Source organism: Streptomyces sp. BYX5S, assembly GCF_054724165.1.
Genome location: NZ_CM138829.1, coordinates 7,736,214 through 7,761,382 on the forward strand (window position 1 = coordinate 7,736,214; position 25,169 = coordinate 7,761,382).

General features: G+C 72.5%; 22 protein-coding genes. 11 read left to right on the forward strand and 11 right to left on the reverse strand.

The window, feature by feature from the left end; all coding sequences use genetic code 11:
- Window positions 1–3: 3 nt before the first annotated feature.
- Window positions 4–1,206, reverse strand: a complete 1,203-nt coding sequence (locus tag ACYBSK_RS34910; RefSeq protein WP_457481248.1) for an amidohydrolase family protein — start codon at window positions 1,204–1,206, stop codon at window positions 4–6.
- Between the two features lie 143 nt (window positions 1,207–1,349).
- On the opposite strand from ACYBSK_RS34910, the gene ACYBSK_RS34915 reads away from it, so the two are divergent.
- Window positions 1,350–2,906: a class I adenylate-forming enzyme family protein gene (locus tag ACYBSK_RS34915; protein ID WP_460244490.1), complete on the forward strand. Its 1,557-nt coding sequence runs from the start codon at window positions 1,350–1,352 to the stop codon at window positions 2,904–2,906.
- A 62-nt stretch (window positions 2,907–2,968) separates the two neighbouring features.
- Here the strand turns inward: ACYBSK_RS34915 and ACYBSK_RS34920 are convergent, their stop codons facing one another.
- Together ACYBSK_RS34920 and ACYBSK_RS34925 are read right to left on the reverse strand one after the other, a co-directional pair.
- On the reverse strand, window positions 2,969–3,466 hold the full coding sequence (locus tag ACYBSK_RS34920; RefSeq protein WP_460247155.1) for an EF-hand domain-containing protein: 498 nt from the start codon (window positions 3,464–3,466) through the stop codon (window positions 2,969–2,971).
- 165 nt (window positions 3,467–3,631) lie between these two features.
- Window positions 3,632–4,006, reverse strand: coding sequence for an STAS domain-containing protein (locus ACYBSK_RS34925; RefSeq protein ID WP_457481250.1), 375 nt, complete (start codon window positions 4,004–4,006; stop codon window positions 3,632–3,634).
- Between the two features lie 425 nt (window positions 4,007–4,431).
- Here ACYBSK_RS34925 and ACYBSK_RS34930 point away from each other — a divergent pair, with 425 nt between their 5' ends.
- Window positions 4,432–5,007, forward strand: a complete 576-nt coding sequence (locus ACYBSK_RS34930) for a sigma-70 family RNA polymerase sigma factor (RefSeq protein WP_457481251.1) — start codon at window positions 4,432–4,434, stop codon at window positions 5,005–5,007.
- Window positions 5,004–6,314 (forward strand): maleylpyruvate isomerase N-terminal domain-containing protein, encoded by a 1,311-nt coding sequence (locus ACYBSK_RS34935; RefSeq protein ID WP_460244491.1) that lies wholly within the window; start codon window positions 5,004–5,006, stop codon window positions 6,312–6,314. The genes ACYBSK_RS34930 and ACYBSK_RS34935 overlap by 4 nt, the downstream gene beginning before the upstream one ends.
- A gap of 237 nt (window positions 6,315–6,551) precedes the next feature.
- Here ACYBSK_RS34935 and purU read toward each other — a convergent pair whose 3' ends face one another.
- Window positions 6,552–7,427, reverse strand: a complete 876-nt coding sequence (gene purU, locus ACYBSK_RS34940) for a formyltetrahydrofolate deformylase (protein ID WP_460244492.1) — start codon at window positions 7,425–7,427, stop codon at window positions 6,552–6,554.
- Between the two features lie 30 nt (window positions 7,428–7,457).
- Window positions 7,458–7,958 carry an SCO4402 family protein gene (locus ACYBSK_RS34945; RefSeq protein WP_457481254.1) on the reverse strand — a complete coding sequence of 167 codons (501 nt, stop codon included), beginning with the start codon at window positions 7,956–7,958 and terminating at the stop codon, window positions 7,458–7,460.
- A 117-nt stretch (window positions 7,959–8,075) separates the two neighbouring features.
- Between ACYBSK_RS34945 and ACYBSK_RS34950 the strand changes: the two genes are divergently transcribed.
- A complete protein-coding gene (locus ACYBSK_RS34950) occupies window positions 8,076–9,320 on the forward strand; it encodes an ABC transporter substrate-binding protein (protein ID WP_460244493.1) in 1,245 nt (414 codons plus the stop codon).
- A 12-nt stretch (window positions 9,321–9,332) separates the two neighbouring features.
- Here the strand turns inward: ACYBSK_RS34950 and ACYBSK_RS34955 are convergent, their stop codons facing one another.
- Together ACYBSK_RS34955 and ACYBSK_RS34960 are read right to left on the reverse strand one after the other, a co-directional pair.
- Window positions 9,333–10,946: a flagellar basal body-associated FliL family protein gene (locus ACYBSK_RS34955; protein WP_460244494.1), complete on the reverse strand. Its 1,614-nt coding sequence runs from the start codon at window positions 10,944–10,946 to the stop codon at window positions 9,333–9,335.
- Window positions 10,947–11,126: 180 nt separating this feature from the next.
- Window positions 11,127–12,515, reverse strand: coding sequence for a transcriptional regulator (locus tag ACYBSK_RS34960; RefSeq protein WP_457481257.1), 1,389 nt, complete (start codon window positions 12,513–12,515; stop codon window positions 11,127–11,129).
- Between the two features lie 301 nt (window positions 12,516–12,816).
- On the opposite strand from ACYBSK_RS34960, the gene ACYBSK_RS34965 reads away from it, so the two are divergent.
- From ACYBSK_RS34965 to ACYBSK_RS34980, 4 genes are all read left to right on the forward strand, one after another.
- On the forward strand, window positions 12,817–13,500 hold the full coding sequence (locus ACYBSK_RS34965; protein WP_460244495.1) for a bifunctional DNA primase/polymerase: 684 nt from the start codon (window positions 12,817–12,819) through the stop codon (window positions 13,498–13,500).
- An 86-nt stretch (window positions 13,501–13,586) separates the two neighbouring features.
- Window positions 13,587–14,471: an ABC transporter ATP-binding protein gene (locus ACYBSK_RS34970; protein WP_460244497.1), complete on the forward strand. Its 885-nt coding sequence runs from the start codon at window positions 13,587–13,589 to the stop codon at window positions 14,469–14,471.
- Window positions 14,468–16,039: a transporter gene (locus tag ACYBSK_RS34975; RefSeq protein ID WP_460244498.1), complete on the forward strand. Its 1,572-nt coding sequence runs from the start codon at window positions 14,468–14,470 to the stop codon at window positions 16,037–16,039. Before ACYBSK_RS34970 ends, ACYBSK_RS34975 begins: the two co-directional genes overlap by 4 nt.
- 655 nt (window positions 16,040–16,694) lie before the next feature.
- Entirely contained in the window at window positions 16,695–18,071 is a 1,377-nt protein-coding gene (locus tag ACYBSK_RS34980) for a PAS domain-containing protein (protein ID WP_457481261.1), read from the forward strand.
- Between the two features lie 33 nt (window positions 18,072–18,104).
- On the opposite strand, the gene ACYBSK_RS34985 is transcribed toward ACYBSK_RS34980, so the two are convergent.
- Window positions 18,105–18,869: an SIS domain-containing protein gene (locus ACYBSK_RS34985; protein ID WP_460244499.1), complete on the reverse strand. Its 765-nt coding sequence runs from the start codon at window positions 18,867–18,869 to the stop codon at window positions 18,105–18,107.
- A 246-nt stretch (window positions 18,870–19,115) separates the two neighbouring features.
- On the opposite strand from ACYBSK_RS34985, the gene ACYBSK_RS34990 reads away from it, so the two are divergent.
- The gene (locus ACYBSK_RS34990) at window positions 19,116–19,808 is read left to right on the forward strand and encodes a metal-dependent transcriptional regulator (protein WP_327662146.1); all 693 of its coding nucleotides are present in this window, start codon (window positions 19,116–19,118) and stop codon (window positions 19,806–19,808) included.
- A gap of 535 nt (window positions 19,809–20,343) precedes the next feature.
- Entirely contained in the window at window positions 20,344–21,207 is an 864-nt protein-coding gene (locus ACYBSK_RS34995) for an alpha/beta fold hydrolase (RefSeq protein ID WP_457481263.1), read from the forward strand.
- Window positions 21,208–21,439: 232 nt separating this feature from the next.
- Here the strand turns inward: ACYBSK_RS34995 and pdxH are convergent, their stop codons facing one another.
- Complete coding sequence (gene pdxH, locus ACYBSK_RS35000; RefSeq protein ID WP_457481264.1) at window positions 21,440–22,117, reverse strand: pyridoxamine 5'-phosphate oxidase; 678 nt, start codon at window positions 22,115–22,117, stop codon at window positions 21,440–21,442.
- Between the two features lie 280 nt (window positions 22,118–22,397).
- Between pdxH and ACYBSK_RS35005 the strand changes: the two genes are divergently transcribed.
- Window positions 22,398–23,510 carry a citrate synthase 2 gene (locus tag ACYBSK_RS35005; RefSeq protein ID WP_460244500.1) on the forward strand — a complete coding sequence of 371 codons (1,113 nt, stop codon included), beginning with the start codon at window positions 22,398–22,400 and terminating at the stop codon, window positions 23,508–23,510.
- 320 nt (window positions 23,511–23,830) lie between these two features.
- Here the strand turns inward: ACYBSK_RS35005 and ACYBSK_RS35010 are convergent, their stop codons facing one another.
- Window positions 23,831–24,409, reverse strand: a complete 579-nt coding sequence (locus ACYBSK_RS35010) for a TetR/AcrR family transcriptional regulator (RefSeq protein WP_457481266.1) — start codon at window positions 24,407–24,409, stop codon at window positions 23,831–23,833.
- Window positions 24,397–25,152 carry an enoyl-CoA hydratase family protein gene (locus tag ACYBSK_RS35015; RefSeq protein WP_460244501.1) on the reverse strand — a complete coding sequence of 252 codons (756 nt, stop codon included), beginning with the start codon at window positions 25,150–25,152 and terminating at the stop codon, window positions 24,397–24,399. Before ACYBSK_RS35015 ends, ACYBSK_RS35010 begins: the two co-directional genes overlap by 13 nt.
- Between the last annotated feature and the right edge of the window lie 17 nt (window positions 25,153–25,169).

The window sequence follows — 25,169 nt, forward strand, 5'->3', positions numbered from 1 at the left end:
CGCCTACGCGCGGTCCTTGTCGAGGTCCAGGTCGAGCATGCGGATGGCGTTGCCGCGCATCAGCTTGTAGACCGTCTCGTCGTCGAGGCCCTTCACGTGGTCGAGGGCGACCTCCTTGGTGTTCGGGAAGGTCGAGTCGACGTGCGGGTAGTCGGTCTCGAACGTCGCGTTGTCGCGCCCGACGACGTCGAGCGAGGCCACGCCGTGCTTGTCGCGGAAGAAGCAGCAGAACATCTGCCGGTAGTAGTACGTCGACGGGGGCTCGGGGATCAGGTCCCGCACGCCGCCCCACGCGCGGTGCTCCTGCCACACGTCGTCGGCGCGCTCCAGGGCGTACGGGATCCAGCCCATCTGGCCCTCGCTGTACGCCAGCTTGAGCGCGGGGAACTTCACCAGGACGCCGCTGAACAGGAAGTCCATCATCGAGGCCATCGCGTTGTTGAAGCTGAGCGAGGCCTGGACGGCGGGCGGCGCGTCCGGAGAGGCGGCGGGCATCTGGGAGGAGGACCCGATGTGCATGTTGACGACGGTCCCGGTCTCCTGGCACACGGCGAAGAACGGGTCCCAGTACCCGGAGTGGATCGAGGGGAGCCCCAGGTGGGTCGGGATCTCGGAGAACGTCACGGCCTTCACGCCGCGCGCGGCGTTGCGCCGGATCTCGGCGACGGCGAGTTCGACGTCCCACAGCGGGATGATGCACAGCGGGATGAGCCGTCCTCCGCTGTCGCCGCACCACTCCTCGACCATCCAGTCGTTGTAGGCGCGCACGCAGGCGAGGGCGACCTCCTTGTCGTGCGCCTCGGCGAAGGTCTGCCCGCAAAAGCGCGGGAAGGTCGGGAAGCAGAGACTGGCCTCGACGTGGTTGAGGTCCATGTCCGCGAGGCGCGCCTTGGGGTCCCAGCAGCCGCGCCGCATCTCCGCGCGCGTGATGCCTTCGAGCGTCATGTCGTCGCGGTCGAAGCCGACGGCGGCGATGTTGCGCTTGTACGGGAACCTGAGGTCCTCGTAGATCCACCAGTCGGTGGGCGGGCCCTCGGGGTCCATCGTGATCTGGTACTTGCCCGCCACGTAGGCGAGTTCGCCGATGCCCTCGGTAAGCGGCTGCGGCCCCTTGTCCCGGTACTTGGCGGGCAGCCAGGTCTCGAAGAGATGGGCCGGTTCGATCACGTGGTCGTCGACGCTGACGATGCGCGGCAGTTCGGTCATGAGCACCCCTGACATCTCTTCATCTGATGACCCGTCAGATTCAAGGCTAGCCCCGCGCCTCTGGACCGACAAGAAGCGCGGACTTACGCTCTCCGTCATATCTGACAACCCGTCAGCTCCGCGCTGGGTCAGGAGTCACGGACATGACCGACACCGCACACGCCCTGGGCGCCTCCCGCACGCTCTGGGAGCTGGTCGAGCGCCGCGCCGAACTCACCCCGGACCGACCGGTGTTCCTCCAGGGCGACCGCGCCCTGACCTTCGGCGAACTGCGCGACCGCGGCGAACGGGTCGCGGCGGGCCTGTACGGCATGGGCGTCCGCCCCGGCACGGTCGTCGCCTGGCAGCTGCCCACCCGCATCGAGACCGCCCTGCTCTCGTTCGCGCTGGCCAGGATCGGAGCGGTCCAGAGCCCGGTCATCCCGTTCTACCGGGACCGCGAGGTCGGCTTCGCGCTGCGGGAGTCGAAGGCCGAGTTCTTCGCGACGCCCGGCACGTGGCGGGGCTTCGACCACACGGAGATGGCCCACCGCCTCGGCGCGAAGGGCGTCTTCGAGGCGTACGAGAACCTTCCGGAGGGCGACCCCGCGGTACTGCCCCCGCCCCCCGCCTCGGGCACGGACGTCCGCTGGATCTACTGGACCTCCGGCACCACCTCGGACCCCAAGGGCGTGCTGCACACGGACCGTTCACTGATCGCGGGCGGCTCCTGTCTCGCGCACGCCCTGCACCTGTCCGCCTCGGACGTCGGCTCGATGGCCTTCCCGTATGCGCACATCGCGGGCCCCGACTACACGGTGATGCTGCTCCTGTACGGCTTCCCGGCCGCGATGCTCGAACACTTCGGGATGCCGGACTCGCTGGCCGAGTACCGGCGGCACGGGGTGACGGTGGCGGGCGGCTCGACGGCGTTCTACTCGATGTTCCTGAACGAACAACGCAAGGACCCCGCGCGGAAGTTGATCCCGACCCTGCGCCTGCTGGCCGGCGGCGGCGCCCCGAAACCGCCGGAGGTCTACCACGCGGTGGTCCGCGAGATGGACGTCCAGCTCACCCACGGCTACGGCATGACCGAAGTCCCGATGATCACGATGGGCGCGCCCGACGACACGGCCGAGATGCTGGCCACGACGGAGGGCCGCCCGCCCGAGGGCATGGAGATCCGCGTCGTCGACGCCGACGGCGAGCAGGTGCCGCCCGGCGTCGACGGCGCCGTACGACTGCGCGGCGAGGCCGTCTGCCAGGGCTACCTCGACCCGCGCCAGAGCGCCGAGGCCTTCGACGCGGACGGCTTCCTGATCACGGGCGACCTCGGCCACGTCCTGCCCTCCGGCCACCTGGTCCTCACCGGCCGCGCCAAGGACGTCATCATCCGCAAGGGCGAGAACATCTCCGCGAAGGAGATCGAGGACCTCCTGCACGCCCACCCGGCCGTCCAGGACGCGGCGGTGATCGGCCTGCCGGACGCGGAACGCGGGGAACGCGTCTGCGCGGTCCTCGAACCGCGCCCGGGTGCGCAGGAGTTGACCCTCCCGGCCCTCACCGCGTACCTCCGCGCCCAGGGCCTGTCCACGTTCAAACTCCCGGAACAACTGGAGCTACTGGACGCACTGCCGCGCAACGAAACCCTGCGCAAGGTCCTGAAGTACAAACTCCGCGACCGATTCGGCGGGGCCACCTCAAGCCCCTCCGGCGATTGAGGAGCGGGGTCCGGGGCGGAGCCCCGCGGCGTCAACCACGGGGGGGCGCAACCCCGATGCGGCTACTCCGGGACGGTGAAGTACCGCGCGAACGCCCGGACAGCCGCATCCTCCGAGACCCGCCCACCCCCGTCCGCACTCAACGCCTCCGCCGCCGCCCGCGCCGCATCCGCCTCGACCCCGAGCACACCGAGCACCCGCACCGCGGTGTCCACGTCCACCCCGTCCTCGCCGGCACCGGTCACCGCGAACGCGCCCCGCAGGAACGGCCGCGCGATCTCGGCGAAGCGGTCCGGGTTGTCCCGCAACCGCTTCACGGCCCCGGTCACGAACTCCTCCCGGGTCACCCGCTGGTCCCCGTCGACGTCCGCGATCCCCGCCATGCCCTGCCAGAACGCCTCGGCCCCGGCGAACAACGCCTGCCCCTGCCCGGACCGGGCCGCGACACCGAACTCGGCGAGCAGCGCCTTCGCCGCGACGTAGAAGTCCTCGCGGTCGATGTATCCGTTGCCGTCCTGGTCGAAGCCGGCGAACCGGGCCGCGATCCTCCGCTCGTCCATGCTCATGGGCCGCCTCTCGGGTCGATGAGTACTACGTGTCGGAGCGTACGTCTGCCCCGCGCGCGGGGGCGCCGAACTGCGGTGATTGTGTCAAGGTCGGTGAAAATCCGGGACAACACCGTGCCCGGCGCGCTCGGTTCACGACCCGTGCCTCTCCGTGTGCGGCTACGCCGACATCGGCCGCGCGTCCTCGTCCACCGCCGAGGCGACGTCCGGGTAGACGTCGAAGAGCCGGCGGACGCCGAGGGCGCCGAGGACGCGGTTCACGTGGGAGCCGTCGACCGCGCCCTGGGCCGGCAGGATCAGCCGCAGCCGGCCCTGGCAGGAGCGCATCAGACGGCGGGCCGCGATCAGGACGCCGACACCGCTGGAATCACAGAACAGCACGTCGGAGAGGTCGAGGACCACACTGCGGCGGCCGTCCGCCACCGCCTCGTGCACCTGCTGGCGCAGCGCCGGGGACGTCACCAGGTCCATCTCGCCGGACACGCACACGACGGCCCAGTCGCCCTGCCCTGACTCGGTCACCTTGAGCGCCACGCGCCACGCCTCTCGTTCGGGAATATCGACGATCCGGAATCTGTCCCTACGTTTCTTCTGCGCGGCTGCCCTGCCGCACCGGGATGAAACACTCCCGCAGACCTATCACATATGGCCTGGTTAAACCCTGGCCGGTCACATGTGAACCACATCGCGCAAGGCCCACGCGAGTACCGATCAAGCCCCGATCAAGGCCCACACCCGTACCGATCAAGGCTCGCCCAGGGCCCGATCACGGCCTCGGCGCGGGCGAACCGACGGCATATGCGCGGGATGGCCTTTATCACCCACCGCCCTTCGGGGGCGCTCAATGCGGCAAAGGGGAGTGCGTTGTCGGTGGCGAAGGCTACATTCGAGTAGGAGGCACGTAGTTCAAGCAATTCACGTACGAGGCAAGTAGTTCGGGCAGTCGGTGAGGGGGCCCCATGCCCAAGGACACCCCGTCCCGCTGGGACCGCAGGATGCAGCAGCGCCTGGCCCACGGGGAGGCGGCCGCGCTCGGCGAGCTCTACGACCGGTTCGCCTCGCTGGTGCACGGCCTGGCGCACCGCGTGCTCGACGACGAGACCGCGGCCGACCAGATCACCCGCGACGTCTTCACCCAGATCTGGGAGAACCCGGAGTCCTACGACCCCAAGCAGGGCCCGCTGCGCTCCTTCGTCGCCACCCTCGCGCACCGGCACGCGGTGCAGCGCCTGCGCCAGACCGAGTCCGCGGCCCTGGTGCGTACGGGCCTCGGCACCACCGAGGACCTGGAGCGCAAGGTGCGGCACGCCGCCGCGGCGGCCCGCGCCGACTACATCGTGACGTCGATGCCCGCCCCGCTGCGCGACGCCCTCGACCTCGCCTACTTCCAGCGCCGCGACTACCGGCAGACCGCCGCCGACCTCGGCGTCACCGAGGACGAGGCCCGCCGCAGGCTCCGCCTCGGCCTCCAGCTGCTGTCCACGGCGCACGACGCGGGCGTGCCTCCCGGCCGCGGTTACGGGAGGCCGGCGTGAGCGCGGCGAACGGGCCGGAGAGGTTCGATCCGCACGAGGAGGAACCCCACGGCACCGGAGGCGGGGAATCCGCTCCGGGCGGTGCGGGGCAGGGCCCCGCCGAGCGGCCGTGGATACCCACACCCCGTTCCTCCATAGAGGACACCGGCCGCCCGCTGCCCGACGTGCCCGCGCCCGAGCCGCTCGTCCTCGACCACCCCGTCCTCAAGTCGCTGCTCGGCGCGTGGGCGCTCGCCGCCTGCTCCACCGAGGAGGCCGCCGCCGTCGAGGACCACCTGGGCGTCTGCGGCACCTGCGCCGAGGAGGCGCTGCGGCTGCGCGACGCGGTGGGGCTGCTGCACGCGGAGGAGAGCCTCGACCTCGACCCGATGCTGCGCTCCCGCGTCCTGGAGGGCTGCCTCGCCCGGCGCCCCGCCCGCATCCCCGTGCCCGGCTGGGCCGCCTCGTACGACGCGGAGACCGCCCGGCTCGACGCGCTGCTCAAGGACATCGGCGACGGCGAGTGGCACGCGCCGGTGCGGCTGCGCTGGTACGAGGGGTCGGGGCAGGTCGGCCGGAAGACCACGGTCGCCGGCGTGATCGCCCACCTCACCAGTGTCGACGGGATCGTCGGCCGGGCCCTCGGCCTGGACGACCCCCTCGGCACGCCCGCGCCGGTCGGGCTCGGGCCCGCCGCACGCACGGAGGCGTACTGGAAGGCGTCCTACTTCCCGCCCACGCGCGCGGTGCGGACGCCGTGGCGCGAGCAGTCGCACGCGCTCATCCGCACGGTCTCCTTCGCCGGTTCCGACGCGAGCGGTGCCGGGGGCTCCGGTCAACTGCCCGTCTCGTACGGGGCGTTCGAGCTGCCGCTGCGGGACGCGATGATCGACCGGGCCTTCGAGTGCTGGATCCACGCCGAGGACATCGCCGACGCGGTCGACTACCCGTACGAGCCGCCGTCCCCGCGCCATCTCAACCGGATGATCGACCTCGCCGCGCGGCTCCTGCCCGGATCCCTCGCGGCGCGTCGCCGTGCGGGTCTGGCCGGGCCGGCGCGGGAGCTGGTCACGGCCGGGCAGCCGGGACGCAGTCTCCGACTGGAGGTCGAAGGGGCGGGTGGCGGTGAGTGGCTGATCGCGCTGGACTCCCCCGCGGCGGTGGGCTCCGCCGACCGGGAGGTGGCTCACGTGGCCCTCGACGGCGTCGAGTTCTGCCGTCTCGCCGCGGGGCATGTGCCTCCGGAGGAGGCCGCCGCAGGCCAAGTCGGCGACCGCGAAGCCATCCGCGACATCCTCTCGGCCACAGCCGCCCTGAGCCGCATCTGACGCCTGACGTCCAGCGCCGTCTGACATCAAGCCCGATGCGGCGCATCCCGCACCCCCGCGGCTCCCTTCGAGCCCGGTGCGGCCATTTCAAGCCCCTCCGGCGATTGAGGAGCGGGGTCCGGGGCAGAGCCCCGCGGCGTCGCCCACGGAGCCGCCTGCTCAATCGCCGCAGGGGCTCAAAAGATCGGGGCTCTGCCCCGGACCCCGCTGCTCAAACGCCGCAGGGGCTTGAATGGGTTACGCGAAGACCACCGTGCGGTGGCCGTTGAGGAGGATGCGGCGTTCCGCGTGCCACTTGACGGCCCGCGCCAGCGCCTGACACTCCACGTCCCGCCCGATCGCCACCAGCTGATCCGGCGTGACATCGTGCCCGACCCGCTCGACCTCCTGCTCGATGATCGGCCCCTCGTCGAGGTCGGCCGTCACGTAGTGCGCGGTGGCACCGATGAGCTTCACACCCCGCGCATGCGCCTGGTGGTACGGCTTCGCACCCTTGAAGCTCGGCAGGAACGAGTGGTGGATGTTGATGATCCGCCCGCTGAGCTGCTTGCACAGGTCGTCCGACAGCACCTGCATGTACCGCGCGAGCACGACCAGCTCCACGCCCTCCGCCCGCACCAGATCGAGCACCTGCCGCTCCGCCTGCGCCTTCGTCTCCTTCGTCACCGGAATGTGGTGGAAGGGGATGTCGTACGAGGCGACCAGCTCGGCGAAGTCCGTGTGGTTGGAGACGACCGCCGCGATGTCGACCGGCAGCGCGCCGATCCGCGCGCGGAAGAGCAGGTCGTTGAGGCAGTGGCCGAACTTGCTGACCATCAGGACGACCTTCACCCGGTCCGAGGCCCGGTGGATCTGCCAGTCCATCTGGAAGGAGTCGCCGATCGCGGCGAAGCTGGCGCGCAGCTTCTCCACGGTGACGTGGGCGTCCGCGCTGAAGTGGACGCGCATGAAGAACAGTCCGGTGTCGTGGTCGCCGAACTGCTGGCTGTCCTCGATGTTGCAGCCGGTCATGAAGAGGTAGCTCGACACGGCGTGCACGATGCCCTGCTTGTCGGGGCAGGAGAGGGTGAGGACGTACTGCTCGGGACCGGTGGCGGCGGACTGCGCGTTCATGCGCCAAGCCTAAACGCCCGGCACGACGCGCTAGGCCGCCCGCGTCATGATGCGCAGCACTTCCAGGGACTGCGGGGCCGTCTCCGGGTCCTCGCCGTCGCTCGTGGCGAGCCTCACATGGGCGTCCCGCGCCGCGCGCACCGCTTCCGGCCAGCCCTCGTGGTCGAGGTACGCGGCGACGGGGGCGTCGGGACCCACCTGGTGCATGATCCGCAGGACCCGCAGCACCGCCGTGTCGACGAGGGCCGCCTCCTGGGAGTCCCGGAAGATCGTGCCGACGTACTTCTCCGCGGACCAGTTGTCCAGCCAGGTGTCCTCGACGAGGCGGTACACGGCGTCGGTCACGTCCCCGTATCCGTCCACGCCCGCGTGCCAGACGTCCCGCTGGAACGCCGGGTCGGAGAGCATGTGCAGCGCGGAACGCACGTTGCTGCGCCAGCGCCACCACGGCATGTCGTTGAGTGGCATGCCGCCCATCTTCGTGGAGCGACGGCCGCGGCGGGAAGACTTGTCCGAGGTTTGCACGGTCATCGATCGTACGTCCCGGCCACCCGGGCCCCTCAGGACCCCCGTAATTCACCTCATCGTCACCAGGCGTTGACCGCGGGTCACTCGACCGTTGGCGGCACGGCGGAATCGTGCGGCCTCATGAGCCACATACGCACCGCGGCCGTGCTCCTGAGCGCCGTCCTGCTCGCCGGGTGCGGGCTCGTCCCCAGCGACGACGCCGGCGGCGCCGGGGAACGGCCGGTGACCGTCATGACCTGGGCCCCGGAGAAGACCAGGGCGACGAACATGCCCGGCATGCCCGCCATGGCGCGGGCGTACGCACGTTGGATCAACGCCCACGGCGGCATCGGCGGCCGCACCCTGAAGGTCCTCACCTGCAACGACCACAACGACAGCGTGGACGCCGCCCGCTGCGCCCGCTCCGCCGTCGAGCACGACGTCGTGGCGGTCGTCGGCTCGTACAGCCAGCACGCGAACGCGTTCCTGCCGCCGCTGGAGTCCGCCGGCATCCCCTACATCGGCGGCTACGGCGCCACCGAGGCGGAGTTCACCAGCCCGCTGTCGTACCCGGTCAACGGCGGCCAGCCCGCCCTGCTCGCGGGCAACGGGGAGCAGCTGTCCGAGAGTTGCGCCCGGACCGTCCTGATCCGCCCCGACTCGATCGCGGGCGACCAGCTCGCGCCGCTCCTCGACTCCGGTCTCGCGCTGCGCGAGCGCCCCGCGGCCATCGACGTGCTCGCCGCCGACGACGCCACCGACTACGCGGACCAGGCCCGCCGCGCCCTCGACACCGCGAGCCGGGCGCCGCAGGGCGCGGGCTGCGTCGCCGCGGTGCTCGGGGAGCGCACGAGCACGTTCTTCGACTCGTTCCGGCGGCTGCGCGACGACTACCCCTCGGTGCGCACCGCGACCGTCCTCGGCAGCATCGACCAGTCCACCGTCAACCGCACCGGAGGCCCGCGCAGCCCCTACGAGGGGTCGTACGTCACGGGCTGGTACCCGGCGGCGGACGACGCGCGCTGGGACCCGATGAACCGGGCGATCAACGAGCAGGCCTTCGGCGACAACCGGATCGATCCGACGGACGCGGGCGTGCAGACCACCTGGATCGCGTACGAGGTGCTGCGCCAGGTCGTCGCCTCGCTCGGCGACCACCCGGTCACCTCGCGCGCCGTGCACACCGCCCTCGACAACGACCTCAAGGTGACGACGGGCGGGCTGACGCCGCCGCTGCGCTGGGGCTACGACCGCATGTCCACGGCCGGCGACTTCCCGCGGCTGGTCAACGCGCGGGTCACCTTCCAGAAGGTCGTCGAGGGCCGGCTGAAGGCGACGAGGAGGACCTCGGTGGACGTGACGGACACGCTCACCAAGGTCTCGTAGCGCTCCCGCGGGTCAGAGCTGGACGGCCGAGCGCTGCGTCAGGCCGTACTTGCTCGCGATCCGGTTCCACAACTTCGCCGCCTGCTGCTTCTGCGTGGACGCCGTGCCGCTCGCCGCGTCACCGGCGCGGCGCTCGGACGTCGCCCTGGCGTGGCCCTTCTTGCACAGGGCGCCCTTCTTGGCGGCGACCTGGTCGCCCCACTTCGCGTAGTGGTCGTCCGCGGACGCGGAGGCCTTCCAGGCGGCGGTGAGCGCGGCGGTGAGGCGGGCGTTGTCGGGCAGCTTGTCGACCTGGAGCGAGCCGAGGCGCGTCACCAGGTCGTTGCGCTGGCCCGCCGCGGCGCGCAGGTCCTTCGATGCCTGCGGCAGCGCCTTGCAGCCGCCGATGTTCGCGACCGAACGCACCACGGCGGAACGGCTGTTGTTGGAGTCGGCGAGCAGCTTGTCGAGCTCGGCGGCCTGCGCCTTGACCGGGTCCGCGGACGGCGAGGCCGACTCGGAGGCGGGCGCCGAGTTCGACACGTTCTTCGTCGCCTCGGTCTTCTTGTCGTCGTCCCCGCCACTGCTGAGCATGGCGCCCGCGCCGACACCGACGACGAGGATGGCCACGCCGACGGCCGCGATCAGCGGCACCTTGGAGCCGGTGCGGGCCTTGCCGCCGCGCGGGGGCTCGGGCTCGTACCCGTACTGCTGCGGGGGCGGCGTCATGGACGGGCCGCCGGGGCCCGCGGGGGCGGTCGGGTCGAAGCGCGGCATCTGCTGCGTCGACGCGGCGGCGGTCTCCGGCTCCGTACGGAACAGGGCGTCGAACTCGGCCGGCGGCTGCCGGTCACCGGGCGCACCGGGGCGCACGCCGTAGCCCGGCTGCTGCGGGGGCGCCGGCTGACCCGGCATCTGCTGGCCCGGTATCTGCTGACCGGGCTGGCCGGGCATCGGCTGCCCGGACACCGGCGGGATGTACTGCGTGGCGTCGCCGTCGGAGGCGCCTCCCGGAGCCCCGTAGCCGGGCGGGGCGGCGTCGGGAAGCGGCTGCGCGACGCGGCCCAGGAACTGGGTGGCGTCCGGCGCGGGGGCCTCCGGCGGAAGCCCGGGACCCGCCGCGTGCCCGCCCTGCTGGGGCTGGTGCGGGTGGGGCTGCTGCTGCGCGTAGGCCTGCTGCGGCTGGGCCGCGGGCGGCAGGTACTGCGTGGCGTCCCCGTCGTAGGCGCCGGGAGCGGGGCCCGAAGGCGCCGCGGGCGGCAGCGGGCCCGCCTCGGCGTGCTGCTGCGGCAGCGCGTGCGCGGACGGCTGCTGGGGCAGCGCGCCGCCGTAGGACTGGGGCGGCAGCGCGCCCGGGGCCTGCGGCGCGGGCGGCATCGGCGCGGCGCCCTGCGGCCGGCCCCACTCGTAGGTGGGAGCGGGGCCGTCGTAGGTCGGCATCGGTCCGGCGCTGTGCGCCTGCTGGGACTCCGGGCCCCAGGGCTGGCCCCACGGGCTCGCGCCCGCCGGGCCCGCCTGGTCGCCGAACGTGCCCGGCAACAGGGGCTCACCGCCGTCGGCAGGCAGCACCACACCCTCGTGCGCCTGCCGCGCCTGCGGAAGGTGCGGGCGCTCGCCCTGCCCGCTCTGTCCGCTCTGCTCCGTCACCGGGACTCCTACATATGGGGGACCTTCGGAATCGTCGGCTCACGCTACCGGGTCTTCGTACGCCCGTGCTACGCACCTCAAACTCCGGAAGCCTCCCCAGTGACGGGAGTAACAAAACCGGTTGCCGGCTTGCCCGTTATGACACATCTCACGCCACAAGCGGTCGCGGATTCGCGCAGCTCACGCCGCCTGGAGCTCCATGCGCGCCCCGAACTCCCGCACCACCGGCTCCTCCCGGAACGGATCGAGCCGGTCCCTGAAGTCGTCCAGGTACTCGGCGCCCCTGTTCGAGCGCACCGTGCCGAGGAGTTCGACGGCCCGAAGTCCCGTGTGACAGGCCTGTTCCACCTCGCGCTGCTGCACCTGGGCCGTCGCCAGGAGCACGAGGCCGATCGCGCGCCGGCGCGCACGCGACTCCGGGTGCCCGTCCAACGACTCCTGCGCGCACCGGGCCGCGTCCCGCGACTGCCCCAAGTCCCGGTGGCAGTGCGCCAGTTCGTCGGCCAGATAGGCGTGGTCGAAGTGCGCGATCCACACCGGGTCGTCCCCGGAGCCGGTGCGCCCGTCGGCCTGTTCCATGGCGGCGACCGCGCGGCTGGAGGAGGACTGCGCCGACCTCGCGTCCCCGAGGAGCGCGTGGCCGCGCGCTTCGGCGGCGTGGAACATCGCCTCAGCGCGCGGCGTCACGCGCCCGCGCGCCCCCTCCTGAGCCGCGCGGGCGAGCTGGGCGATCTCCCGGGGGTTGCCGAGCTGCGCCGCGAGATGACTCATGGACGCCGCCAGCACATACCCGCCGTAACCGCGGTCACCGGCCGCCTGCGCGAGGCGCAGCGCCTGGATGTAGTAGCGCTGGGCGAGCCCCGGCTGCCCGGTGTCGATCGCCATGTACCCGGCGAGTTCGGTCAACCGCGCGACGGCGGAGAACAGTTCACGCCCCACCGCCTCCCGGTACGACCCGGCCAGCAGGCCGCTCACCACACTGTTCAGGTAGTGCACGACCACGGGGCGGACGTGCCCGCTGCCGTACTGGTGGTCCAGGTCGGTCAGCGCCTGCGTCATCGCCCGCACCGCCGCCACGTCCGAGGGCCCGACCCGCGGCCCGGCCGTCCGCGCCACCTGCGAGTCCGGCACGGAGATCAGCCAGTCGCGGCTCGGCTCGACGAGCGCCGACGAGGCGACGGAGGATCCGGAGAGGAAGTCCCGGCGCCCCACGTCGCTGCGCCACAACTCGCAGACCTGCTCGATGGCGCCGAGCACGGTCGGCGAGAACTGGAGCCCGACCCCGGACGCCAGGTTCTTCCCGTTCGCCATCCCGATCTCGTCGATGGTCACGGTGCGTCCGAGCTTGCGGCCCAGCGCCTCCGCGATGATGCCCGGCGCCCTGCCGCGCGGCTGCTGCCCGCGCAGCCAGCGCGCCACGGATGTCTTGTCGTAGCGGAGATCGAGCCCGTGCTCCGCACCGCACATGTTGACCCGGCGTGCGAGTCCCGCGTTCGAACAGCCCGCTTCCTGAATGAGCGCCTGCAGCCGTTCATTGGGCTGTCGCGCTACGAGAGGCCGTGCGGCCATGACGTACCCCCTGCTGTGCCCGTCCGGTGTCCGACTGCCGGTCAACAGCCGGTCGTTGGATCATCACTGCCCTGGGCGGAAACGGAAGATGCACCACAAACGGGTGTCAAACACACGCCCGTGTGACGCCGTCCCGCCGCGTCGTCGTTCGCGCTGTCTCCCGGCACTACCCAGGACCCGCTGCCGCCTCGCCCACGCGCCCCCACCCGTGCACCCATGCGCCCCACATGCGGGAACGATGCTCCCGCCCTGCCCTCGCGTGCGCCCGTAACCCTCCGTGGCGGCGGGAGTTGAGAACGTCGTGGAAGAGACCATCACAGGCACCCCGGACGTCACTGCATCGGTCACCGCCGCCGGGCAGATCCCCCAGCAACGCGGCGAATCCCTCCTGGACTGCGCCGTCCGTTACGCGGAGGAGCGGCACTGGGACGTGTTCCCGGGCACCTGGCTGGAGAGCGGCGACGGCGTCCAGCGCTGCTCGTGCGCCTCCCCCCAGTGCCCCGCCCCCGGCGCGCACCCCGCGCGCCCCGACTGGGCGACACAGGCGACCGGCAGCGCGACCGTGGCCCGCCGCCTGTGGTCGAAGCAGCCGAACGCCTCGATCCTCCTCCCCACGGGTCGCACGTTCGACGCGATCGACGTGCCGGAGACCGCGGGCTTCCTCGCCCTGGCCCGCATGGAGCGCATGGAGCTCACGCTCGGCCCGGTCACCTGCACGCCCGACCGCCGCATGCAGTTCTTCGTCCTGCCCGGCGCCACGCTCAAGGTGCCCGACCTCGTCCGCAAGCTCGGCTGGCCCCCGGCCTCCCTCGACCTCGTCGCGCTCGGCGAGGGCGGCTACGTCGCCGCTCCCCCGACCCGCTTCGGCAGCCAGGGCGCCGTCCAGTGGGCCTGCCGCCCCACCGCCGCCAACCGCTGGCTCCCGGACGCCGAGGAACTCATCTCCCCGCTGGCGTACGCGTGCGGCCGCGAGGGCCGACGCTAGGGCCTGTCGAGGCACGCCTCCCTGTGCCCCGCCCCCGGTCGACGTATCGTGCGCAGACGGACGAACGAGACGAAGGGCGGGCACAGTTGACCCCGGTCGAGGAAACCGCAGCGGTACGCGTACACGACCTATGGAAGTCGTTCGGGCAGCAGACCGCCGTCGCCGGCATCGACCTCGCCCTCCCCGCGGGCCGCTTCATCGGCCTCGTCGGGCCGAACGGGGCGGGCAAGACGACCACGCTCTCCATGGTCACCGGCCTGCTCCGCCCCGACCAGGGCACCGTGCACGTCGCCGGCCACGACGTCTGGGCCGACCCCGCCGAGGTCAAGGCCCGCATCGGCGTCCTCCCCGAGGGCCTGCGCCTCTTCGAGCGCCTCTCGGGCCGCGAACTCCTCGCGTACACCGGCCGGTTGCGCGGACTGCCCGGCGCGGAGGTCGACAAGCGGGCGGCGCAACTCCTCGACGTGCTGGACCTCGCCGGGTCCGGCCACAAACTCGTCGTCGACTACTCGACCGGCATGCGCAAGAAGATCGGCCTCGCGGCGGCCCTCCTCCACAACCCCGAAGTCCTCTTCCTCGACGAACCGTTCGAAGGCGTGGACCCCGTCTCCGCCCAGACCATCCGCGGCGTCCTGGAACGCTACACACGCTCCGGCGCGACGGTCGTCTTCTCCTCGCACGTCATGGAACTGGTGGAGTCCTTGTGCGACTGGGTCGCGGTCATGGCCGCGGGCCGCATCCGCGCCCAGGGCCCCCTGACCACCGTCCGCGGCCACGCGAACTCCCTCCAGGAAGCCTTCCTCGAACTCGTGGGCGCCCACGACCGCCCCGGCGAGGGCACACTGGACTGGCTGGGCAACACCAGTCCAGCCCCACCCATTCAAGCCCCTCCGGCGATTGAGGAGCGGGGTCCGGGGCAGAGCCCCGCGGGCGCAAGCCCGGCGCAGGCCGAGAAGCGGCCCCACGCATGACCACGACCCTGGTCCGGCTCAAGCTCGCCCTCCTCCGCAACGGCCTCCGCCAATCCACCGGCCGCCGCGCCGCCTACCTCGCCTCACTCCTCGCGGCCACCCTCCTCGCCGCCCTGCTCCTCCTCGGCCTGCTCCTCCTCCACGGCCACCCGCACGCCGCCACCGTCGGCCTCCCCCTCACCACCCTCCTCGCCCTCGGCTGGGCCGTCCTCCCCCTCTTCTTCCCGAGCGGCGACGAAACCCTCGACCCCACCCGCCTCGCGATGCTCCCGCTGCGCCCCGACCCCCTGGTCCGCGGCCTCCTCGTGGCCTCACTCGTCGGCATCGGCCCCCTGTTCACGCTCTGCCTCGCGTTCGGCGCCGCGTACGCCGTGGCCCACGGGGCGGCGGGCGCGGTGGTCGCGGTGCTCGCGGTCCCGCTCACCGTCCTCACCTGCGTCGCCCTCGCCCGCACCGTGGCCGCCGCCAACATCCGCCTGCTCACCAGCCGCAAGGGCCGCGACCTCGCCGTCCTGAGCGGCCTCGTCATCGCGGTGGGCGCGCAGCTCGTCAACTTCGGGGTGCAGCGGCTCGGCGCGGCGGGCGGCGTGGGCGCGCTCGACCCGGTGGCGAAGGTCCTCGGCTGGATCCCGCCGGCCTCGGCGATCGCGGCGGTCGACGCGGCGAGCCGGGCGGCGTACGGCACGGCCATCGCGCAACTGGCGCTGTCGGCGGCGGCGTTGCTGACGCTGCTCACGCTCTGGCGCCGCGCCCTGACCCGCCTGATGACCGCCCCGGACAGCTCCACCATCGAGGCGTCGGCGCCGCGCCGCCGCGCCCCCTCCTCCCGGCGACGCCTCCTCCCGGAGGGCCGCACCGGCACGGTCATGGAGCGCAGCCTGCGCTACGTGTGGCGCGACCCGAAGACGAAGGCCGCGTGGGTCACGTCCCTCGCCATCGGCCTGATCGTCCCCGTCTTCAACGCCCTCCAGGGCACCGGCACCGTCTACTTCGCGTGCTTCGCCTCCGGGATGCTCGGCATCCAGATGTACAACCAGTTCGGCCAGGACACCTCGGCGTTCTGGATGGTGGCGATGACGATCGCGTCGCCGAAGGACGCCTGCGCCGAACTGCGCGCGCGGGCGTACGCCCTGCTGCTGATCACACTCCCGTACGCCACGCTCGTCACGGTCGTCACCACGGCGATGCTGGACGCCTGGCCCGACCTCCCCGAAGTCCTCGGCCTCTCCTACGCGCTGCTCGGCGCGATGCTCGCGACCGGCGCGTGGACCTCGGCGCGCTTCCCGTACTCGATCCCGCAGGAGGGCTACAAGAACGTGGCGCCCGGCCAGGCGGGTCTTGCCTGGATCTCCATCTTCGGCGGCATGGTCGCGGCGGCCCTCCTGTGCGCCCCGGTCCTCGCCCTGGCGATCACGCTGCACGCGTCGGGAGCGTCCTCCTGGGCCTGGATCCTCCTGCCCGTCGGAGCGGCGTACGGCGCGGCGGCCACCTTCCTCGGCCTGCGCCTCGCGGCCCCACGCACGGCACACCGCCTGCCGGAGATCCTGATGGCGGTGAGCAAGGGGTAGACGCAGACGACCCGCGAGCCGTGGTTCCTCCCGTACGAGACGGTCGGAAGCCGGCCGGACGTACCGGCGGCTCGCGGGTCGGGTGACTGCTTGGGAATAGGGCCGGCTGCACGCACAACACACGTGCTGGTCCGGCGCCGAATTCGAGATGCGACGTCGGGCCGCTAGCCCGCAGTCACCTCACGCGTCCGGTATCCATACATCTGCCGAACCACCTCCCTTCTCGTGTACGAGCCACCCTAGAAAGCCCGCTCGCGGCCTTCAACCGGTTTTACGCGACCTTCCCCGGCCCGCCTGCGACCCACGAGGCGCCCGAGCCCGCCGTCACGCCCCCGCCGATCCGCCTCCCGCAGGAGGTCCGCGTGGCCGTTGTAGCGGGCGTGAGGGCGCGGGAGCGGGCGATCTCCGTGCGCCATTGGGCGAGGGCGTCGGAGGAAGTCCAACCAGCCTTCCAGGGTGGCGCGTTCGTCCGCGTGCACGGGCGGGACAGGGCGGCCGTCGGGCAGTGTGGTCATGCGTTGCATGCTGGTTCCATGTGGTCTTCCGATTCTCCGAACTTGCGTGAAGTCCGTGTGGGATGCGTCACGTTCGAGTTGAATGATCTGAAGCAGTACGAGGAATTCGTCGCGCCGACGCAGCCTGCAGGGGGTTCCAGGTGAGTGCTTCCCGGCGTAGTGGGACCACCGATGCGCTCGGGCCCGAGGAGCCCGAGCCGGACGGGGCCGATCTGCTGGCCGCGTTGTTGGACGGCATGGACGCCGCGTTGTGCGCCTTCGACGCCGATGGGGTCGTGACCCATTGGAACCGGGAGGCCGAGCGGGTGCTCGGCTGGTCGGCCGAGGAGGCCGTGGGGCGGCGCGGGTTCGCGGGGTGGGCCGTGCGACCGGCCGACGCGGACGAGGTGCAGGGGCGGCTGCTCGCCGCGATGCACGCTCCGGGGCGGCAGGTGAACGAGTTCGCGCTGCTCACCAAGGAGGGCGGGCGGGTGCTCGTGCGGACGCAGTCGGCCGCCGTGCGCGGGCCCGACGGGAAGCCCGCCGGGGTGTACTGCGCCTTCAGCGAGGTGCACGCGCAGATCGATCTGGAGCGGTCCATCGCCCTGAGCGAGGCGCTGTTCGAGGACGCCGCCTGGGGTGTCGTGCTCGTGGACGCGGATCTGCGGCCCGCCGTGGTGAACGCGCACGCGGCGCGGGCCCTGGGCGCCGGGCGCAGCGCCGTGCTGGGGCGGCCGCTCGGGGATCTCGTCGGGCAGGGCGTGGAGGAGCTGGAGAGCGCGCTCGCCCATGTGCTCGCGGAGGGCCCGCCGCCGTCCCCGACGGAGGTGTGGGTGACGCTGCGGCGGCCCGGTGAGGGCGGCGGGCGTCAGGAGCGCCGGTGCTGGCGCAGCGGTTTCGTACGGCTGGCGTCGCCGCTGGCGGAGGAGCCGGTGCCGCTGGGTGTGGGCTGGCTGTTCCAGGACGTGACGGAGTCGAAGCAGAGCGAGCAGGAGGCCACGGGGCTCCGGTTCCGGTCGCAGCAGTTGCACCGCGCGGCGCGGGCGGCCGCCGAGTGCGAGGACCCGGCCGAGGCGGCGACGGTGCACCTGGACTTCGCGCTCGCCGGGTTCGCCGACCACGCGGTGATCGACCTGGTGGCGAGCGAGGAGCCGCTGCGTCTGGTGCGGGCGGCGGCCACGCCGTCGGGGGCGCCGGGGCCGAGCCTGCTGGTGACGCGGGGCGCGCTGCCCGTGCGGTACGCGGCGGGGCATCCGGCGTTGCAGTGCGTGGAGCGGGCGGGTTCGGTGCGGGCCGCGGCGGACGTGGCCGAGGGCGCGGGGCGCGCGGAGTGGGCCGCGGACCGGCAGTGGCCGGAGGGCACGGTGTACGCGTTGTGCGCGGTGCTGCGCAGCCGGGGCCGGACGCTGGGCGTGGTGACGTTTCTGCGCAGCGCCAGCCGGGTCGGCTTCGAACGCGGGGACGCCGTGCACGCGGAGAGCGTGGCGGCACGGATCGCCGCCTCGGTGGACCTGGCGTGGGCGACGGCCGACGGGTAGGGCCGGGCGGCGGGGCCGTTCCTTCGGGGCGGGTCAGTGGCGGTAGAAGATGCGGTCGCCGTACTCGGCGAACACCTTGGCGTTCCACTCGTGGCCGCCGTCGACGTTCCCCGAGCGCAGCAGCGGCGGCTGGATGCCGCGGTCGGCGAGGGAGGCGGCGCAGGTCGCGAGGGTCGCCTGCATGAGGGCGCTGGCGGTGACCGTGGAGGCGGGCGCGAAGGGGGCGTCGACGCCCTCGTGGGTGAGCTCGGTGTCACCGATCGCGATCTTGGAGTCGAGGACGACGTCGCAGTGGTCGCGCAGGTAGGTGCCGGAGGAGTGCCGGGACGTGGGGGCGTCGGGCCCGGTGGCGTACGACAGGGAGGTCACGCCGATGACCTTGAGGCCCGCGGCGCGGGCGCTGAGCGCCATCTCCACGGGGAGCGCGTTGCGCCCGGACAGGGAGATGATCACCAGCGCGTCGCCGGCCCGCGCGGGGCTGGCCTCCAGGACGGCCGCCGCGAGCCCGTCGACCCGTTCGAGGGCGGAGCCGAGCGTGGCCGGCATGACGTCGACGCCGACCGTGCCCGGCACCGACAGCAGGTTCATCAGGGCGAGGCCGCCGGCCCGGTAGACGACGTCCTGGGCGGCGAGCCCGGAGTGCCCGGCGCCGAAGGCGAAGAGGCGGCCGCCCGCGGCGACGGTGTCGGCGAGCAGGGTGCCGGCGGCGGCGATGCCGCCCGCCTCCTCGTCCCGGATCCGCTCCAGGAGCCCGATGGAGGCGTCGAGGTACTGCGCGGCCAGCTTGCTCTCGCTCATCGGCGTGCCCCTTGGGTCTGGGTCCTGGAGAGCCGGGTCGAGCCCGGGTCGCGGATCACGGTGCGGTCTGGACCAGTGCTCTGTCAATACACCTCACGGCCCCGTGGATCCCGGTGTTCCCCTGGCGCGTCACGGTTGTCAGCGGTATGCGTCAGAATTGAGTTCTGGGTTCAAGGGCCAGCGCACGCGCTGCGCGGTCAGCCAGCGGAGCTGCCGCGGAGCTAGAGAGCTACACGAGGGGCACGTATGTCCGGACTGATCGACACCACGGAGATGTACCTCCGCACCATCCTCGAGCTGGAAGAGGAAGGTGTGGTCCCCATGCGCGCCCGGATCGCCGAGCGGCTCGACCAGAGCGGTCCGACCGTCAGCCAGACCGTGGCCCGCATGGAGCGGGACGGTCTGGTCGCCGTGGCGGCCGACCGCCATCTGGAGCTGACGGACGAGGGCCGCCGGCTGGCGACGCGCGTGATGCGCAAGCACCGGCTCGCCGAGTGTCTGCTCGTGGACGTGATCGGCCTGGAGTGGGAGCAGGTGCACGCGGAGGCGTGTCGCTGGGAGCACGTCATGAGCGAGGCCGTGGAGCGCCGCGTCCTGGAGCTGCTGCGGCACCCGACGGAGTCGCCGTACGGGAACCCGATCCCGGGCCTGGAGGAGCTGGGCGAGAAGGACGGGGCGAACCCGTTCCTGGACGAGGGCATGGTCTCGCTGTCCGACCTCGACCCGGGGGCCGACGGCAAGACGGTCGTGGTGCGGCGCATCGGCGAGCCGATCCAGACGGACGCCCAGTTGATGTACACGTTGCGCCGGGCGGGCGTACAGCCGGGTTCGGTGGTGAGCGTGACGCAGTCGCCGGGCGGGGTGCTCGTCGGCAGCAGCGGCGAGGCCGCGGAGCTGGAGGCGGAGATCGCCTCGCACGTCTTCGTCGCCAAGCGCTGACGGTACGCGGGGGCCCCAGCGGGGTGGGCGTCAACTTCCGCGCCGTGCGGGAAAGTTGACTTCTATCCGCACATGCTGCACTTCCGCGCAGGAATCAAGATTCACTGTGCGGAACCGCAGCGGTCGGACGCTCGGCGTGCAAGGCTGTCGCGTGAGGCATATGACCAGAGGGGGCCGTATGGATCGGCCGTTCGGGGCGCGACGGGCCTGGGGGACGCGGGAGGTCCGAGGTACACGGAGTGCGGTGTCGGTCGCCGCACCACAGACAGAGGGCCCCGGCGCCTTGCGGCGCCGGGGCCTGTCCTCCCCTGCTGCGACCCGGAGCCCCGAGCTCCCAGGGTCGCTCCCCTCGGACCGATTTCCCCGAGCGGTCCGCCTCCCGCTGAAGAGATCCCCTCGACAGCGCCGGTCATTCCTTGAGTCATGTCACTCAAACGAGGGGTGTTGTCCGAGAGCGACGCGCTTTCGAAAACAGGTTCGATAGCGTGCGCGGGTACGCGACTGCAGGCGCGACCACGAGGGGGTGCCAGGGCCTATGGCTCGGCGCATCGACGTGACCGGAGCAGGCGGGATTCATCTGGCCGCCTGGGAGTTCGCCGACCCGCCCAAGACGGGCGAGGCCGGCCACAGTCCCGGAGTCCTGCTGCTGCACGGGCTCATGGGGCGGGCCTCCCACTGGGCGGGCACGGCACGGTGGCTCTCCGAGCGACATAGGGCCGTCGCGCTCGACCAGCGCGGGCACGGCCAGAGCGACAAGCCGCCGCAGGGGCCGTTCGACCGGGACGCGTACGTCCTGGACGCGGAGGCGGCGCTGGTCCAGTTGGGGCTGGCGCCGGCGGTGCTGATCGGGCACTCCATGGGAGCACTCACGGCGTGGCAGCTGGCCGCGCGCCGTCCCGACCTCGTACGCGGCCTCGTCATCTGCGACATGCGGGCCTCCGCGCTCGGGGCGGCCTCCCAGCGGGAGTGGGAGGACTGGTTCAAGTCCTGGCCGCTGCCGTTCGCGACGCTCGCGGACGTGCGGAAGTGGTTCGGGGAGGACGATCCCTGGGTGGAGCGGCCCAATCCGGCGCGCGGGGAGTTCTACGCGGAGGTGATGACGGAGACGGCGGACGGGTGGCGGCCGGTGTTCTCGCGGCGGCAGATGCTGGCGGCGCGGTCGACGTGGGTGTACGACGCGCACTGGGAGGAGCTGGCGGGGGTGCGGTGTCCGGCGATGGTGTTGCGGGGGCTGGACGGGGAGTTGGGGCGGGCGGAGGCGCAGGAGATGGTGCGGGTGTTGCCGCGGGGGGTGTATGCGGAGGTGGGGGATGCGGGGCACCTCGTGCATTACGACCAGCCGGAGGCGTGGCGGGAGGCGATTGAGCCGTTTCTGGACGGGGTCCTCGCGGAGCGGTAGGGGCGGGGCCCCGGTGCGGGTTCGTTTTCCGGACCTCTGCGGCGGTCGAGGTGCGGCTTTCAAGCCCCTGCGGCGATTGAGCAGGCGGCTTCCGTGGGTGCGGCCGCGGGGCTCTGCCCCGGACCCCGCCGCTCAATCGCCGCGGGGGCTTGAGGTGGGCCCGGCCGCACGAAGCGGAGGCGGGGCTTGAGGTGGGTCCGGCCGCACGAAGTGGAGGCGGGGTTTGGTCGGGTTAGGGGCTGAGGCGGGTGATGTGCCAGGTTGAGGTGGGGGTTGGGGTGTAGCGGAGGCGGTCGTGGAGGCGGTTGGCGCGGCCCTGCCAGAATTCGACGGTGTCCGGGGTGACGCGGTAGCCGCCCCAGTGGGGCGGGACCGGGACGGGCGCGTCGGCGGGGTACTGGCGGGCCAGATCCGCGTAGCGCGCGTCGAGTTCCTCGCGGGAGGCCACCACCGACGACTGCGCGCTGGCCCACGCCCCGAGCTGCGAACCGTGCGGCCGCGAGTGGAAGTACTCCTCCGTCTCGGCCCGCGAGGTGCGCCGCGCGGTGCCGGTGACGAGGATCTGACGGCCCAGCGGGTGCCAGGGGAAGAGCAGCGCGACGTGCGGGTTCGCGGAGAGGTCGTGCGCCTTGCGGGAGTTGTAGTTGGTGTAGAAGACGAAGCCCGTGTCGTCGTACGACTTCAGCAGCACCGTGCGGGAGCTGGGGCGGCCCTCGGCGTCGGCGGTGGAGACGACCATCGCGTTGGGCTCGGGCAGCGGGGAACCGGGGGCCGCCGCCTGTTTGAACCAGCGCGTGAACTGTTCCATCGGATGCGGGGCGAGGTCACCCTCGAGGAGGCCGCCGTCCGGGGCGCGGTACTGCTCACGCATGCCGGCGAGGTCGAGTCGGGGGTCGTCGTGGTCGCTCACGGCGACATCCTGCCGGACGGGCGGGTGCGGGCGCACGCAAGGTGAAACATGGCACTCAGTGCCGCGAACCCTCGCAAACTGTGGCACGCAGGGTTATGTTCCAGGTGCCGAAACGGTTGAGCCGCCCGCCTGATGGGGCATCACGGGGGTACCGCCCCGGAGCGCGAGTCGCACGCGACCGCGCATCCGTCACGCGGGTACGACGTAAGCACACGCACAACCCACGCAGCACGCAGCACGCAGCCATTCATCAAGCCCACGCATCCAGAGGAGCCGCCTGATGTCCGACCTCACCCCCGGCTTTGTCCCCGGCCTCGAAGGTGTCGTCGCGTTCGAGACGGAGATCGCCGAACCGGACAAGGAGGGCGGCGCCCTTCGCTACCGCGGCGTCGACATCGAGGACCTCGTCGGTCACGTGTCCTTCGGGAACGTCTGGGGGCTGCTCGTCGACGGCGCCTTCAACCCCGGTCTGCCACCCGCCGAGCCGTTCCCGATCCCCGTGCACTCCGGTGACATCCGTGTCGACGTGCAGTCGGCGCTCGCCATGCTGGCGCCCGTGTGGGGCCTGCGGCCGCTCCTCGACATCGACGAGGCGCAGGCCCGCGACGACCTCGCGCGCGCCGCCGTGATGGCCCTGTCGTACGTCGCGCAGTCCGCGCGCGGGCAGGGGCTGCCGATGGTGCCGCAGCGGGAGATCGACACGGCGGAGACCGTCGTCGAGCGGTTCATGAAGCGGTGGCGCGGGGAGCCGGACCCGAAGCATGTGGCGGCGGTCGACGCGTACTGGACGTCGGCGGCCGAGCACGGCATGAACGCCTCCACGTTCACGGCCCGGGTCATCGCGTCGACCGGGGCGGATGTGGCGGCGGCGCTGTCCGGGGCGGTCGGGGCGATGTCCGGGCCGCTGCACGGCGGGGCGCCGTCGCGGGTGCTCGGCATGATCGAGGAGATCGAGCGGACCGGGGACGCGGAGGCGTACGTCCGCAAGGCGCTCGACAAGGGTGAGCGACTGATGGGGTTCGGGCACCGGGTGTACCGGGCGGAGGACCCGCGGGCGCGGGTGCTGCGCAGGACGGCGCGGGAGTTGGGGGCGCCGCGGTTCGAGGTGGCGGAGGCGTTGGAGAAGGCGGCGCTGGCGGAGTTGCATGCGCGGCGGCCGGATCGGGTGCTGGCCACCAACGTGGAGTTCTGGGCGGCGATCGTGCTGGACTTCGCGGAGGTGCCGGCGCACATGTTCACGTCGATGTTCACGTGTGCGAGGACTGCGGGGTGGGCGGCGCATGTTCTTGAGCAGAAGCGGACGGGGCGGCTTGTGCGGCCCTCCGCGCGGTACGTGGGGCCGGCGTCCCGGCCGCCGCGGGACATCGACGGCTACGACGCCATCGCCCGGTAACCCCCACGGTTACGGCCCCGGGGCTCCGCCCCGGACCCCGCTGCTCAATCGCCGCAGGGGCTTGATAGTGCCCGGCACTCGCTGCTCAAGCGCCCAAGGGCTGGAGAGTGTCGCCGAGCCGTCTGCTCAAGCGCCGCAGGGGCTTGAAAGGCCCACCCAACCGGCTGCCCAATCGCAACAAGGGCTGGAGAAAGCGACCGAGTCGGCTGCTCAATCGCCTCAGGGGCTTGGAAGGCTTGGTCGGGGACTAATTCAGCCTCGCCGGCGTTTGAGGCGCGGGGTCCGGGGCGGAGCCCCGGGGGCGTAACCGCCGGGGGGTGTCAGGGGAGGGCGGCCTCGACCAGGGTCGTCCACTCGGAGACCACCCGTTCGCGGCGCGCCCCGTCATCCGTGAGGAGATTCGCGAGGCCGAGGCCGCGCGCCATGTCGAGGAGGCCCTGGACGACCTCCCGGACCCCCGGGACGGACTCGTCCGCGCCCAGGAGCTCCACCGCCATGCGGTGCGTCTCCCGGCCCACCCGGGCCTCCAGCTCGGTGACCCGCGACCCCAGTTGCGGCTCGTTGGACGCGGCCACCCACAAGTGCAGCGCCGCGCGGAACAGCGGCCCGGTGTAGAGGTCGACGAGGGCGGCCACCGCCTCCGCCCGCCCTTGGGGACGCAGGGCGCGCAGGGCGGTGGACCGTTCCTCGGCCACGTACTCGACGGCCGCCGTGAACAGGTCCTCGCGGGTCGGGAAGTGGTGCTGGGCCGCGCCCCGCGAGACACCGGCGTGCTCGGCGACGACGGAGACCGTGGAGCCGGACCAGCCGTGCTCGGCGAGGCACGCCACGGCGGACTCCAGCAGCCGTTGCCGCGTCGCCCGCGAGCGGTCCTGCTTCGGCAGCGTCACAACACCCATGCGGGGTCCCGTCGTTCGAGGAAGGCCGTCATGCCCTCGCGGGCCTGCGGGGAGCCGAACAGCCGCGCGGAAAGCGCCGTGAGCGACTCCTCGTCCCGGTCGAAGGCCTCCAGGACCTTAACCGTGAGCAGCTTCTTCGTCTCGGCCAGGGCCTCGGGCGACGCCTTGCGCATCCCCGCGAGGACGGGTTCCAGCGCCGCGTCCACGTCGTCCCCCGCCACCGTGACCAGCCCGATCCGCGCCGCCTCGGCCGCGTCGAACCGTTCCCCGGTCAGGTAGTAGCGGGCCGCCGCCCGCGGGTCGAGGCGCGGCAGCAGCGGCATCGAGATGACGGCGGGCGCGACCCCGATCCGTACCTCGGTGAAGGCGAAGGACGACGTCCCCAGCGATGCCGCCGCCAGGTCGCAGGCGCCCAACAGGCCGAGCCCGCCCGCCCGTACGTGTCCGTCGACCCGGGCCACCACCGGCTTGGCCAGCTCGACGATCTGCCGCAGCAGTGCCACGAGGACGCCGGGGTCCGGCGGGTCGCGCAGGTCGGCGCCCGCGCAGAACGTGCCGCCGGTGTGGGTGAGGACGACGGCCCGGGTGTCGCGGTCCTGCTCCGCCTCGCTCAGCCGCTGCCTCAACTCGCCGACCAGCGTCGACGACAGGGCGTTGCGGTTGGCGGGCGAGTCCAGGGCGAGCGTGGTGATGCCGCGTGCGTGCGCGCGCCCCACCACCGGTGTCGGTGCGGATACGGCCATGCGATGCGCTCCTCGGC